The following is a 13641-nucleotide window of genomic DNA, read 5'->3' as shown; positions in this document are numbered from 1 at the left end:
AACCGCTATGAGCTCTCTCTTGCTGCAAATGTCACCGATCGCGCTGGTGATCGCGCTGATCCTGATCCTCCGGCGTCCGCCGGTACAGGCCGCGCTGGCCGGTGTGGTGCTGGTGCTGGTGCTGTGGGCACTGGGCGCTGCCGGGCCGGTGTCGGCGGCCATCTCCTCGGCGATTTTTCAGGACACCACGATCCTGTTTCTCAGCACCGCGTGCGTAATCGTCCCGGGGCTGGCCTTCGTCATTCTGGTCGAGCGCGGCGGTGCACCGCAGGCCATCGGCGCGTGGGTCAAGGAACTCGGCTGGACACCCCCGGCGCAGGTGATTTTCATCGTGCTGGGGCTGGCGCCGCTGCTGGAAGCGATGACCGGCTTCGGCGTTTCGCTGATCGCCACGGTGCCGCTGCTGATGGGGCTTTTCACTCGCCAGTCGGGGATGAAAATCGCTCTCGCCGGCATGGTGATCATGCCGTGGGGCACGCTGGGTCTGGCAACGGTGATCGGCGCCTTGCTGGCACATTTGCCGGCGCAAACTCTCGGTAGTCATTCAGCGCTGATCAGCGCGCCGGTGTTCCTCTGCCTGGCGTCGCTGGCCTTGTGGCAGGCCGGCATCCGCAGGATCACAGCGTGGCTGGGGCTGCTTGTCGTGACCGCCCTGTTCGTTGCCGTGCTGTTTTCCATCAACCTGTGGGTCGGCCCGGAAGTCTCCGGTGTGCTGGCCGGGCTGGCCGTGGCTTGCGTCGGCCTGGGCATCTCCTGGGCGCAACGGAAAAAACTGGTGCGCTGGCCGAGCGCGGCATGGCCTTATCTGGCCTTGCTGGGAGTGATTGTGGCGTCGCGCGGACTGTTCGTGCTGTCGGGCTGGGATGGCCTGTGGGTTGTCAGGGGCGAACACGTTTCATGGAAGCCGCTGGCGTCTCCAGGGCTGGCGCTGCTGATCGTGACCGTGCTGATGGCGTTCAGGCAAACCGCGAGCGCGGGTTTCCCGTGGCCAGCGCTGTTCAACCGGGCGAAGTTTCCGGTCACGACAATCTTCCTGTTCCTGCTGCTGTCTCAGGTGATGGTCAACGCTGGATTCCTCGTCGAGGCGCAAAGCGCGTTGCAATCCATGTCGGGTATTTCGCTGGCACCGACGATCGCCCTGCTGGCAGGGATTGCCGGCTATGTCACCGGCTCCAACGTCGGCGGCAACACGCTGGTGATGCCGTCCATTGCCGCGCTGAGCAGCGAACACGGGGCGTGGCTGGCGGCAATGGTCAACAGCGCCGCCGGCCATGGCGCACTTGGCTCGCTGTCGATCCTGTCATTGATCACCGGACTTGCCGGGGCCAACCGCCAGGAAGAAAACAGCCTGATCCGCTTCGCCTTCGGTCTGGTGGCGCTGAACATCGTCATAGTTGCTGCAACGGGGATCGTTTTGCTCTACTTTCTGTGAATTGTTTCGAATCATCACAGAGAACTTATGGACAGGTTTGATTTGCCGGACAAGCGCTGGCGGATAGTCAAGGACTGGATTATTCGCCAGATCGACAGCGGTGACCTGGCGGCCGAAGCCAAACTGCCGTCAATCCGCGTTCTGGCGCGGATGTTCGAGACCAGCATCACCACGGTGCAGCGGGCGCTGGCCGATCTCGAGGCCGACGCCTACGTCTCGACGGTACCGCGCGTCGGCTACTTCGTCTCGGCATCAGGGCGGGCAAAACCGTCCGGCGCTTTCGACTTTTCCAGTGTCACCGTCAACGTCAATCATGCTGTGGTTGCGATGCTCTCCGAAGCGGCCTCGCGCACCACCGCATCGCTGAATTCGGCCGTCCTGCACAGCGATCTCACGCCCAACGTGCTGCTCAACAAATGCCTCTCGGTGCTGGCCGCCAAGACTGACAACACGCTGAGCGGTCTGGTCGCGCCACCCGGCCTGCCGGCGCTGCGACGGCGCATCGCCGGGCTGATGCTGACCCGCGGTGTAGTCTGCGGGCCGGACGATATTCTGGTGACGTCGGGCGACACCATCGCTCTCGAACTGGCCCTCGAAGCAGTCGCGTCGAAAGGCGCTACAGTCGCCATCGAAACCCCGACCTATTACGGCATCCTGCAGACCATCGAACGCCTGGGCATGCGCGCCCTGCCGATCCGCACCGACGGCCGCACGGGCCTGGATGTCGATCATCTGGAAGAAGCCCTGAAGCAAAAAAAGGTCGCGGTGATTTTTCTCAACCCGACGCTGCAGAATCCGCGTGGCTTCATCATGCCCGACGAAGCGCGCGCGCGACTTTCAAGGATCGCCCGGGAAGCGGATGTGCCGATCATCGAAGACGACATCTTCTTCGACCTGGTGCCCGAAGCTGATCGACCGCGCGCCCTCAAGAGCTACGACAGCAGCGGCCAGACGATCTACTGCTCGTCCTTTTCCAAAACCATCGCGCCGGGTTATCGCGTCGGCTGGTGTCTGGCCGGCAAATACCGCAATGCCATCCTCGCGCAGATGTTTTCGCGCAACCTGGCCGTTTCCAGCCTGGCGCAAAATGTTCTCAATGAATTTATCGGCCGTGGCTACATGGACGAGCACTGCGCCAGATTGAGATCGCAACTGTCCTCGCTGGCGAGTTTTGTCGAAGCACTGGTGCGCACGGATTTCCCGCTCGGGACCGTCTATGTGCCACCGCGCGGCGGCTTCATCCACTGGGTCGAAATGCCGGCACACACCGACATGTCTGCGCTGCAGCAACTGGCCACGGAGCGTGGTTGCCACGTGGCTGGCAGCGGGATCTTTTTCGCCGATGGCCAGGCTTCCACAGGCGTGCGCATTTGCCTCGGCACTATGCTGACCCCGGCGGTGATCGGCATTCTCAAGGTGATCGCCGAATGCGCCCACCTTGCCGCACGCCCGACGAGCCCGCGGCAGATGCCAACTGAACAGCTGCAAGAGCTGGCAGTTTCCTGACCGACTTGCGCGAGCCTCGCTTATGAATCAGAAAAGAACCCGTATTCGCTTGCCGCATCCCCCGCCGTATCGCCCGAGCCACTGGACATTCTGGCTGACGGTGCTCGCTGGCGTGCTGATTGCCTTAGCCGTGTGTCTTTCGATCTACATGCTTATCGAAAGCTGGATCAGCGGTTCCATCACCACCAACAATCGCGGACCGCGCAGCACCTACACCTTGGCACTGCAACCTCGGCGATACTGGTTCGAGTTCATGTGGCAGAGCTTCTGGACGGCGTTCATGTTGGCCATCGGTGTGTTCGGGCTGTGGATTTATCGCAAAGGACGGGTGCGTGAGCAGAGGCCGAAGGGCAAGCGCTCGCGATGATGCAACTGGGGCGCTTTTTTGAAGCAGCCTCTTACCTGCCTGTTCTTTCATTCCAGCGCAACACCAGATCGCTCACCGCAGCGCTGCCAACTCTGCGGCGATTGACTGGGCAAAAGTACGAAATGGACTACGGACATTTACCCTGTTACGCGCCTTCCGGTGGCAATGTCCTGCAACGCCTGTCCCACCCTTCCTTCCGAACTCGCAGGTTCGCCCGACATACCTGCGCCGCCTTCCCCGGCATGCTTGCGTCTCTGTTTCCAGAATGCGGAAGACCCGATGAGCCAGCTCAAACCTGCTGATACGCAAGACCATAAAATCGATTCACTGCTGGGCGAACTGGGCGAGCTGATTCGCCAGGCGCGGCAAAAAGTGCTACGCGCGGTCGATACGATTCAGGTGCAGACTTGTTGGCAAATCGGCCGGCATATCGTCGAGTTTGAACAGAAAGGCGCTCAGCGAGCGGGTTATGGCCAGCAGTTGCTCGCGCTGCTGGCGAAGGATCTAACGGGGCAATTCGGGAAGGGATTTGATGAGCGCAATCTGCGATATATGCGTAGCTTTTATCAGTCTTTTCCAATTTGGAACGCAGTGCGTTCCGAATTGAGCTGGACCCACTACCGCCGCCTGCTACGCGTCGAGAACGAGAAAGCGCGCCTGTGGTACATGAACGAATGCGCCGACCTCAACTGGTCAAGCCGCGCCCTTGATCGTCAGATCCTGACGCTCTACTACGAGCGCCTGCTGATGAGTCAGGACAAAGCCGAGGTGGTCGAGGAAGCCACGACCAACATCGACGCGATGAAATGCAATCCGCGGGAATTCATTCGCGATCCAGTCATGCTCGAATTCCTCGGCCTGCCCTCAGCAGGCAAAGTCAGGGAAAGCGGACTCGAACAAGCCCTCATCGATCACTTGCAAAGCTTTCTGCTTGAACTTGGCAAAGGCTTTTCCTTTGTCGCCCGCCAACAACGCATCAGCACTGACGGCGTCGACCTCTATATCGATCTGGTGTTCTACAACTATCTGCTCAAGTGCTTCGTGATCATCGACCTGAAACGCGGCAAGCTCAGCGCCCGCGATGTCGGGCAGATGGACATGTATGTGCGCATGTACGACGAGCTCAAGCGCAGCGAAGGTGACAAGCCAACCGTCGGTATCATTCTGAGCGCGGAAAGCAATGACTCGGTGGCGCGCTATTCCATGCTCAAAGGCAATGAGCAACTGTTCGCCAGCAGCTACAAGACGATACTGCCGAGCGAAGAAGAGTTACGTGCTGAACTCAACCGCGAACAGGCGTTGATCGAAGAACGCATGCTCATTCAATCCAGTGAATGAACCGGCCGGATTGTTCTTGATCAGCGCGGCGACTATGGTTGGCACCTAACCGCCGAGGTCAAGCACCATGAGCTGTCAGCAGACATCCGATGTGGGCGACCCAGAGTTGAGCCAAGCAGCTTTGACTTCAACTAAAGCTATGCCCTTCAAGGAAACCGCAGTCGACGGCTACGCACTCGGCGGCTTCACCTGGCGCCACAGTTCGCCCGATCCACAGCGTCCGGTGGTCATCATCAACGCCGCCACCTCGGTGCGCTGTCGGCACTATTCACGGTTCGCGGCCTACCTGTTCAGCCATGGCTGCGATGTGATGACCTACGATTACCGGGGCATTGGCGAATCACGCAGCGAATCGATCAAAGGGCTGCGCGCTTCGTGGACTGACTGGGGCGCTCTGGATTTCGAAGCGATGCTCAAACGCGCGCAGCGGGAGTTTCCCGGTCAGCCAATCGATGTGGTCGCCCATAGTTTCGGCGGTTGCGCGGCGGGCTTGGCGGAGTCGGGCAAGGTGATCCGACGGTTGGTAACCGTCGGTGCGCAGTTCGCTTATTGGCGCGATTACGCCCCTGAACAGCGCTGGCGGATGTTCGGCAAGTGGCATGTGGTCATGCCTTTGATGGCGCTGCTCTGCGGCTATTTTCCAGGCAAGCGAATCGGCTGGCTGGAGGACACGCCAACCGGCGTTGTCTGCGACTGGAGCACCCCCACTGCACGGTACGAGGATCGTCCAAGCGGTCGTGTGCTGATGAAAAAGGCGGGCGCCCTGCCCTTCGATGGCGTCCGCGCGCAGACCCTCGCCATCAGCCTCAGCGATGATTCTTACGGAACGATCCCGGCGATCGAACGCCTGCTCGGCTACTTCAGCAACGCGGCAAAAACCCATCTGCGCATTGCGCCGCAGGACATCGGCGAACGACAAGTCGGACATTTCGGCTTTTTTCGCAGCGCATACCAAGCCACACTATGGCCCATTGCTCTGACCTGGCTGCAGACCGGCGCACTGGCCGCCGATACACCCGGCCGACAAGTGCCACGCAGCTGAGCCCCTCTCAACGCACGACGGAACACATCATGGCCTCCGCCAACAAGCAGCAAAAACGCGCCACCCGGGCCAAAGCCAAGGCCAAGCAGAACCGCACCAAGCGCGCCGAAGCGCCGGTCGAGCTGGACCCGAACGACGACCGCATCGACTTCGAATCGGTGGACTTGACCGAGCTGTTCAAGAAAATGATCGACGCCGAAAAGATCAGTCAGCAAGCCATGTGCAGCGCGTTCCTCGAAGATCCGCTACTGGAACTGGTGTACGAGCAGGAAGGCGAAGAAGGCGCGATGGATTTCATCCTCGCCGCGCTGATCGAGTATCGCCAATGGTCGCAGGAAACCGACGAGGCCGGCGCGCTGGCGTGGATCGAATCTCCGGCATTCCAAGCTGACTATGTAGCGGCATCCGACGCGATCGCGGCACAAACCCAACAGAAGAACTGAGCTCCCATGGCATCCCTGAACAAGCAACAGAAACGCGCCAAACGCGCCAAGGCCAAAGCCAAGCAGATCCGTATGGTCGGGCGCAAACCGCTGGATCAGGACGAAGAGCTCGGCCACCTCGCCGAGCCGATCCCGGAATACACCCTGGCGATGTTCAGCAAAATGCGCGACGCCGAAGCCGTCAGCCGCAACGAAATGCTGCTGACCCTGCTGCGCGAACTGGCCTTCATCATCGTCGACCATCCTGAACTGCTCGACATGGAAAACGCCGACAACGAAGGCATGGCCGCCACCCACCTGGCCGCCGATATGCTCATCGACTACCGCATGTGGGCCGACGGCATGACCATCGAACAGGCCCAGGCCTGGCTGAGCGAGCCGCAGTTCATTACGGATTTCGGCGTGGCGCTGGATGCTTATGGCAAGTCGGTAGAGCCCCAGGAAGACAAGAGCGAATAAGCGCTTCTCAGAAACAAAAAACGGCCGCTAGTCATCCCTGACAGCGGCCGTTTTTGTTTGGATGGCCTAGCTACTCTTTGTCCGGTGACGATGTATATCCCATTGACATATCCCCAGCACGATCTATCCTGAGCTAATCACAGGAACAGACCCGGGAGCTCGAATATGGAGCAGACCACAATTTTCATGAGCAACAGAAGTCAGGCAGTCCGACTGCCAAAGGCAGTTGCGATGCCCGGCGACGTTAAACGAGTGGAAGTCATCGCGATTGGCAGAACACGCGTCATTACGCCTGCTGGAGAAAGCTGGGATAGCTGGTTTGATGGCGACAGCGTCAGCCCTGATTTCATGGCTAACCGTGAGCAACCCACTGAACAGGAGCGCGAGTCGTTCTGATGATCAAGTACATGCTGGATACAAATATCTGCATCTTCACCATCAAGAACAAACCACAAATTGTCCGGGAAGCCTTCAATCGACATTCCGGGCAGTTGTGCATCAGCGCTATCACGCTTATGGAGCTTATTTACGGTGCTGAAAAGTCGGCGGCCCCGGAGAAAAATCTGGCAATTGTTGAAGGATTTGTCGCGCGACTGGATGTCTTGCCTTTCGATAACGACGCAGCCGCACAGGCCGGGATGGTTCGATCTGAACTCGCGAAGGCTGGAACGCCGATCGGGCCATACGACCAAATGATCGCTGGCCACGCACGCTCACTTGGACTCATTGTAGTGACGAACAACGTACGGGAGTTTCAACGCGTTTCCGGTTTGCGAATCGAGGACTGGGTTTAACCTGACTGGAAAGCTCAGAAACAAAAACGGCCGCTAGTCATCCCTGACAGCGGCCGTTTTTACATCACGCGTTACGACTCAGTTCAACACCACCGCACCACGCTTCTCCAGCTTGCGACGGCGCGACACCAGCAGACCAGCGGCTACCACCATCAGGCTCAGCAGGCCCGTGGCAAGGATCTCCACGCGGTGGGCTTCCTGGAACAGCATGATGGTCAGCGCGGCGACGATGAAGATGATCACCGCCCAGGTCAGCCCGGGGAACAGCCACATGCTGAAGACGATTTTCTCGCCGCGCGCCATGCGCTGTTTCCGCATGCGCAGTTGCGAGAAGGCGATCACCAGGTACACCAGCAGGGCGATGGCGCCGGAGCTGGCCAGGAGGAATTCAAACACCGCGGCCGGAGCCACATAGTTGGCGAAGGTGCAGAGAAACGCTGCGCCGGTCGACAACATCACCGCCCAGTAAGGCGTACCGCTCTTGTTGGTGCGGGTCGACATGGCCGGGGCATCGCCGCGCTTGCCGAGGGAAAAGAGCATGCGCGAGGAGGTGTACAGCGCCGAGTTCAGGCAACTGGTCACTGCGACCAGTACGACGATGTCGACGATCATCTTGGCGTTGGGAATGCCCATGCGCTCAAGTACGGTCTGGTAGGAACCCAGGTTGGCCAAGGTAGGATCGTTCCACGGCACCAGCGCAACCACGATGAAAATCGACACCAGATAGAACAGGCCGATCCGCCAGATCACCGAGTTGGTCGCTTTGGAAATCTGCTTGCCAGGGTCTTTCGATTCCGCCGCCGCGATGGTGACGATTTCGGTCCCCATGAACGAGAACATGGTGGTCAGGATCGCGCCCAGCACAGCACCCATGCCATTGGGCAGAAAGCCGCCGCTGTCGAACAGGTGCGAAACGCCACTGACCTGGCTGGTCGGCAGGAAGCCGAAAATCGCTGCAAGGCCGAGGCCGATGAAGCCGATGATCGCAAGCACCTTGATCAGGGCGAACCAGAACTCGAACTCACCGTAATTCTTCACGCTGAACAGGTTGGTCACGGTCAGCAGCATGGTGATCACCAGCGCGAAAGCCCAAATGTCGACACCCGGGAACCACGCATGCAGGATGGTCGCGGCGGCGTTGGCTTCCAGCGGAATCACCAACACCCAGAACCACCAGTACAGCCAGCCGATGGTGAATCCGGCCCAGTGACCGATCGCGCGATCAGCGTAAGTCGAGAACGAACCGGTGTCCGGCGAAGCCACGGCCATCTCGCCGAGCATGCGCATCACCAGCACCACCAGAGTACCGGCAGCGGCGTAGGCCAGCAGCACGGCCGGGCCGGCGGCAGCGATGGCGTGGCCGGAGCCGACGAACAGACCGGCGCCGATCACACCGGCGATCGACAACATGGTCACATGACGCGGTTTGAGCCCCTGTTCGAGGCCAGTGGAGCTTGGGGTACTGCTCATAGAGACTACCTTTGCAAGGAAAGCGAGTGCGTCCGGCGCGTCTGTAAATTCTTTCTCGTAAAAAGAATCCAACGGCCTGTTCCTTATTCTGCACGCAATATTTGCGCCAAAATGTTTCAAGTCCTTGAGGGCCGGGGGCTCCGGCATCCGGTGCAAGTCCTTGAGTTTAATGGCTATTCGCCAGAACGTTACCCGGCGACTCACTTTCAAGACGAATTCGCGCACCAGAAACACACAGATAAAGTGTGCGGCGCACAGAAAAAGGGCGAATAAGGAACGTTCGGCCGGATAGCGCTTCCAACACCCCGCCAAAGCTGGCAACATCGCGCCTTTTTTTACGCGGCACCCACGGGTTTGCACGATCAAACACCCGTTCGGTTGTTGACGGGGCGACAGTCTGCTGCGCCGATGCGACAACCCGCCACATGCCACCCGTTTACCGCTCGTAGCGCTGTTGGCTGCCATTGAAACGCTATGCTAGCTTGGCCGCCTCGCCAGGAAGGCCCGCCAACAGCAGGAGCGCAACATATATGAGGAACGCACATGGCTGAGGCCACGCCCGCGCTTGAAATCCGCAACTTGCACAAACGCTACGGACAGCTGGAGGTGCTCAAAGGCATCTCGCTGACCGCCCGCGACGGCGACGTGATCTCGATCCTCGGCTCTTCCGGTTCCGGCAAGTCCACGTTCCTGCGCTGCATCAACCTGTTGGAAAACCCGCACCAGGGCCAGATCCTGGTGGCCGGTGAAGAACTCAAGCTCAAAGCCGCGAAGAACGGCGAACTGGTCGCCGCCGACGGCAAACAGATCAATCGTCTGCGCTCGGAGATTGGTTTTGTATTTCAAAACTTTAATCTGTGGCCGCACATGAGCGTGCTCGACAACGTCATCGAGGCCCCGCGCCGCGTGCTCGGCCAGAGCAAGGCCGAAGCCATCGAAGCCGCCGAAGCGTTGCTCGCCAAGGTCGGCATCGCCGACAAGCGCCACGCCTACCCGGCGCAATTGTCCGGTGGTCAGCAACAACGCGCAGCGATCGCCCGCACGCTGGCGATGCAGCCGAAGGTGATCCTGTTCGACGAACCGACCTCCGCGCTTGACCCGGAAATGGTTCAGGAAGTACTTAGTGTCATCCGCGCATTGGCCGAAGAAGGCCGCACCATGCTGCTCGTGACCCACGAAATGGGCTTCGCCCGCCAGGTTTCCAGCGAAGTGGTGTTCCTTCATCAGGGCCTTATAGAAGAGCAAGGATCGCCACAGCAGGTGTTCGACAACCCGCTTTCGGCGCGCTGCAAACAATTCATGTCCAGCAACCGCTAACGGAGCAACATGCATGCAGAATTTCAAAAAGGTCTTCCTGGCCGCCGCCGTCACCCTCGCGTTCAGCGCCGGTGCCATGGCTGAAACCCTGAAGATGGGCATCGAAGCGGCCTACCCGCCGTTCAACAATAAAGACGCCAGCGGCCAAGTGGTCGGCTTCGACAAGGAAATCGGCGACGCCCTGTGCGCGAAGATGAAAGCCGAATGTTCCGTCGTCACTTCCGACTGGGACGGCATCATTCCGGCGCTGAACGCGAAGAAGTTCGATTTCCTGATCTCCTCGCTGTCGATCACCGAAGAGCGCAAAGCCGCGGTGGACTTTACCGACCCGTACTACTCGAACAAATTGCAGTTCATCGCGCCGAAAAACGTCGACTTCAAGACCGACAAGGACTCGCTCAAGGGCAAAACCATCGGCACCCAGCGCGCAACGCTGGCCGGCACCTGGCTGGAAGACACCTACGGTGACGATATCAAGGTCAGCCTCTACGACACCCAGGAAAACGCCTACCTCGATCTGACCTCCGGTCGTGTCGACGCGATCCTCGCCGACAAGTACGCCAACTACGACTGGCTGAAAACCGACGCTGGCAAGAACTACGAGTTCAAGGGCGACCCGGTAGAGGAAAGCGACAAGATCGGTATCGCCGTGCGCAAGGGTGACAACGAACTGCGCAACAAGCTGAACGCCGCACTGAAGGAAATCGTCGCTGACGGTACCTACAAGAAAATCAACGACAAGTACTTCCCGTTCAGCATCTATTGATCTGACCTGTGGGACCGGCGCCGTAATCAAGCGGCGCCGGCTCCCGACTTTGCCTGCCGCAATTTGAACAGAAACCCATGATTATCGACCTCTACGGATTCGGCCCGGCGCTCGCCGCTGGTGCGCTGATGACCGTCCAACTGGCCCTCACCGCCCTGTGCCTGGGCCTGGTGCTCGGCCTGCTCGGCGCCTTGGCCAAGACTTCCCCGTACAAGCCGCTGCAATGGCTTGGCGGTACCTACTCGACACTGGTGCGCGGCGTCCCGGAACTGCTTTGGGTGCTGTTGATCTACTTCGGTACGGTCAACCTGATGCGCGCCCTCGGTGAGTACTTCGGCAACCCCGACCTGCAACTCAACGCCTTTGCCGCTGGTGTGATCGCACTGGGTTTGTGCTTCGGCGCCTACGCCACGGAAGTGTTTCGTGGCGCCCTGCTGGCCATTCCCAAGGGCCACCGTGAGGCCGGCCAGGCCCTGGGCCTGTCGAAATGGCGGATTTTCACCCGGTTGATCATGCCGCAGATGTGGCGCATCGCCCTGCCGGGCCTGGGCAACCTGTTCATGATCCTGATGAAAGACACCGCGCTGGTATCGGTCATTGGTCTGGAAGAAATCATGCGTCACGCGCAGATCGGTGTGACCGTGTCAAAACAACCGTTCACCTTCTATATGGTCGCGGCGATCATGTACCTCGGCCTGACAGTGCTGGCGATGACCGGCATGCACTTCCTGGAAAAACGCGCCGCCCGCGGCTTTGCGAGGAGCGCGCAATGAACTGGGAAGTCATCATCAAGTGGCTGCCAAAACTGGCACAGGGCGCGACCCTGACGCTGGAACTGGTCGCCATCGCGGTCATCGCCGGCCTGCTGCTCGCGATTCCGCTGGGTATCGCCCGATCTTCGAAGCTGTGGTACGTGCGCTCGCTGCCTTACGCCTACATCTTCTTTTTCCGGGGCACGCCGTTGCTGGTGCAGCTGTTCCTGGTCTATTACGGCCTGGCGCAGTTCGACGCCGTACGTGAAAGCTCGCTGTGGCCGTACCTGCGCGATCCATTCTGGTGTGCCACGGTGACCATGACCTTGCACACAGCGGCGTACATCGCCGAGATTCTGCGCGGTGCCATTCAGGCGATTCCACCCGGTGAAATTGAAGCCGCGCGAGCCTTGGGCATGTCCAGACCGAAAGCGATGTTCTACATCATCCTCCCGCGTGCTGCGCGCATCGGCCTGCCGGCCTACAGCAACGAAGTGATCCTGATGCTCAAGGCCAGCGCCCTGGCCAGCACCGTGACCCTGCTGGAACTGACCGGCATGGCACGCACGATCATCGCCCGCACTTATCTGCCGGTGGAGATCTTCTTCGCCGCCGGCGTGTTCTATCTGGTCATGGCTTACGTGCTGGTACGCGGCTTCAAGCTGCTGGAGCGCTGGCTGCGCGTCGATGCCTGCCAAGGCCGCTGACACTTCCTGCGTGCTGACGGGCGAGGACTTACTCGCCCGCTTCACCGCGCTGGATGCTTTTCTGATTGAGCATCAGGCGCTGTGGAAACCTCGACCGTTCACTCACCTACAACTTCCATGGGAAGCGTCCTACCCGGAGTTGTCTGCGTGGCTACGCAAGCGATCGCTGGAAGCCGCAGAACGCGCGCATAACCATCCTGCTGATCTTGTCGATGCGCCAGAGCCGTTCGCTTCATTGGCGAAGTTGTCGGCAGAGTTGAGTACGGTCGATGAGTTTCCGGGGCATGCGCTTGAGGCTGCCGGGCATCGCTTGAATGTCGATGTGCCCGGGCGCAAGTGGCAGCAGATCGAGGCGTTTGCCGGTCGCTTGTCTTTCGCTTCGCCACCGACGCATTGGTTGGATTGGTGTTCAGGCAAAGGGCACTTGGGACGGCGCTTAATGGGGTCGGGGCAGCAACTGACTTGCGTTGAATACGATCCTTTATTGGTCGCCAGCGGTCAGGCACTGAGTCAGCGTCATCACTTGCACGCCCTGCATGTCGAACAGGATGTACTCGCGGCAGACGCCCCGGCCGTATTGAACGCCGCCCACACCCCCGTCGCCCTCCACGCATGCGGTGATCTGCACGTGCGCTTGATGCATTTGGCCAGTGCTGCCGGCTGCCAGCAAATGGCGATCGCACCGTGCTGTTACAACCGCATCAGTCGTAACGAATACCAGGCCTTGTCCTGCGCAGGATCGGCATCGCTTCTACAGCTCTCGCTGGAAGATCTGGCGCTGCCGATGAACGAAACCGTCACCGCCGGTGCGCGCGTCCGGCGCCAGCGTGACACATCGATGGCTCGTCGCCTGGCTTTTGACCTGCTGCAACGGCAAGTGCGCGGCGTCGATGAATACCTGCCAACGCCCTCCCTGCCCAGCGCCTGGCTGGACAAACCGTTCGCCGATTACTGTCGCGATCTGGCTGTGCTCAAAGAGTTATCCACAATCGGTGAGGCAGATTGGCCCGCACTCGAAGCAACCGGTTGGCAGCGGTTGGCCGAAGTTCGCAATCTCGAATTGCTTTGCGGTTTGTTCCGCCGACCGCTTGAGCTCTGGCTGAATCTGGATCGGGCGCTTTTCCTCGCAGAACAGGGATACGTCGTACGCCTCGGCACCTTTTGCGACGCCTCACTCACACCGCGTAACTTACTGCTGCTCGCCGAGCGCGCCTAAAACGTTACGACCTGTGGATAACTCTGTTGATG

Annotated in this window: 15 protein-coding genes; 14 read left to right on the top strand and 1 reads right to left on the bottom strand. The window is 59.9% G+C overall.

Going from position 1 to position 13641, the window contains the following annotated elements; genetic code table 11:
• Positions 1-7: 7 nt before the first annotated feature.
• The 9 genes from NF676_RS02250 to vapC all read left to right on the top strand — a co-directional run bounded on the left by NF676_RS02250 (position 8) and on the right by vapC (position 7381).
• Positions 8-1432: an L-lactate permease gene (locus NF676_RS02250; RefSeq protein WP_150741757.1), complete on the top strand. Its 1425-nt coding sequence runs from the start codon at positions 8-10 to the stop codon at positions 1430-1432.
• Between the two features lie 27 nt (positions 1433-1459).
• The gene (locus NF676_RS02245) at positions 1460-2938 is read left to right on the top strand and encodes an aminotransferase-like domain-containing protein (protein WP_095181072.1); all 1479 of its coding nucleotides are present in this window, start codon (positions 1460-1462) and stop codon (positions 2936-2938) included.
• Between the two features lie 22 nt (positions 2939-2960).
• Positions 2961-3305: a hypothetical protein gene (locus NF676_RS02240; RefSeq protein ID WP_056787206.1), complete on the top strand. Its 345-nt coding sequence runs from the start codon at positions 2961-2963 to the stop codon at positions 3303-3305.
• Between the two features lie 279 nt (positions 3306-3584).
• Entirely contained in the window at positions 3585-4643 is a 1059-nt protein-coding gene (locus NF676_RS02235) for a PDDEXK nuclease domain-containing protein (RefSeq protein WP_095181074.1), read from the top strand.
• Positions 4644-4782: 139 nt separating this feature from the next.
• Complete coding sequence (locus NF676_RS02230; protein WP_252887942.1) at positions 4783-5685, top strand: alpha/beta hydrolase family protein; 903 nt, start codon at positions 4783-4785, stop codon at positions 5683-5685.
• Positions 5686-5714: 29 nt separating this feature from the next.
• Positions 5715-6128, top strand: coding sequence for a hypothetical protein (locus NF676_RS02225; RefSeq protein WP_236168218.1), 414 nt, complete (start codon positions 5715-5717; stop codon positions 6126-6128).
• Positions 6129-6134: 6 nt separating this feature from the next.
• Positions 6135-6587, top strand: coding sequence for a hypothetical protein (locus NF676_RS02220; RefSeq protein ID WP_056787197.1), 453 nt, complete (start codon positions 6135-6137; stop codon positions 6585-6587).
• A 165-nt stretch (positions 6588-6752) separates the two neighbouring features.
• On the top strand, positions 6753-6983 hold the full coding sequence (gene vapB / locus NF676_RS02215; protein ID WP_024011210.1) for a type II toxin-antitoxin system VapB family antitoxin: 231 nt from the start codon (positions 6753-6755) through the stop codon (positions 6981-6983).
• The gene (gene vapC / locus NF676_RS02210) at positions 6983-7381 is read left to right on the top strand and encodes a type II toxin-antitoxin system tRNA(fMet)-specific endonuclease VapC (protein ID WP_016772140.1); all 399 of its coding nucleotides are present in this window, start codon (positions 6983-6985) and stop codon (positions 7379-7381) included. The genes vapB and vapC overlap by 1 nt, the downstream gene beginning before the upstream one ends.
• A 78-nt stretch (positions 7382-7459) precedes the next feature.
• Here vapC and gabP read toward each other — a convergent pair whose 3' ends face one another.
• Complete coding sequence (gabP, locus tag NF676_RS02205) at positions 7460-8851, bottom strand: GABA permease (protein WP_016772141.1); 1392 nt, start codon at positions 8849-8851, stop codon at positions 7460-7462.
• A 543-nt stretch (positions 8852-9394) separates the two neighbouring features.
• Between gabP and NF676_RS02200 the strand changes: the two genes are divergently transcribed.
• From NF676_RS02200 to NF676_RS02180, 5 genes are all read left to right on the top strand, one after another.
• Positions 9395-10168, top strand: a complete 774-nt coding sequence (locus NF676_RS02200; RefSeq protein ID WP_236168220.1) for an ABC transporter ATP-binding protein — start codon at positions 9395-9397, stop codon at positions 10166-10168.
• 13 nt (positions 10169-10181) lie between these two features.
• A complete protein-coding gene (locus NF676_RS02195) occupies positions 10182-10934 on the top strand; it encodes an ABC transporter substrate-binding protein (RefSeq protein ID WP_150741763.1) in 753 nt (250 codons plus the stop codon).
• A gap of 77 nt (positions 10935-11011) precedes the next feature.
• On the top strand, positions 11012-11707 hold the full coding sequence (locus NF676_RS02190; protein WP_041477511.1) for an ABC transporter permease: 696 nt from the start codon (positions 11012-11014) through the stop codon (positions 11705-11707).
• On the top strand, positions 11704-12393 hold the full coding sequence (locus tag NF676_RS02185; RefSeq protein ID WP_064363372.1) for an ABC transporter permease: 690 nt from the start codon (positions 11704-11706) through the stop codon (positions 12391-12393). Before NF676_RS02190 ends, NF676_RS02185 begins: the two co-directional genes overlap by 4 nt.
• Complete coding sequence (locus NF676_RS02180; protein WP_252887167.1) at positions 12374-13609, top strand: methyltransferase; 1236 nt, start codon at positions 12374-12376, stop codon at positions 13607-13609. The genes NF676_RS02185 and NF676_RS02180 overlap by 20 nt, the downstream gene beginning before the upstream one ends.
• The last annotated feature ends 32 nt before the right edge of the window (positions 13610-13641 follow it).

Origin of the sequence: Pseudomonas siliginis (genome assembly GCF_024072275.1) — a bacterium.
GTDB lineage: Bacteria > Pseudomonadota > Gammaproteobacteria > Pseudomonadales > Pseudomonadaceae > Aquipseudomonas > Aquipseudomonas siliginis.
The sequence above is the reverse complement of the archived record's forward strand: the minus strand, read 5'-3'. Positions and strand labels throughout refer to the sequence as shown.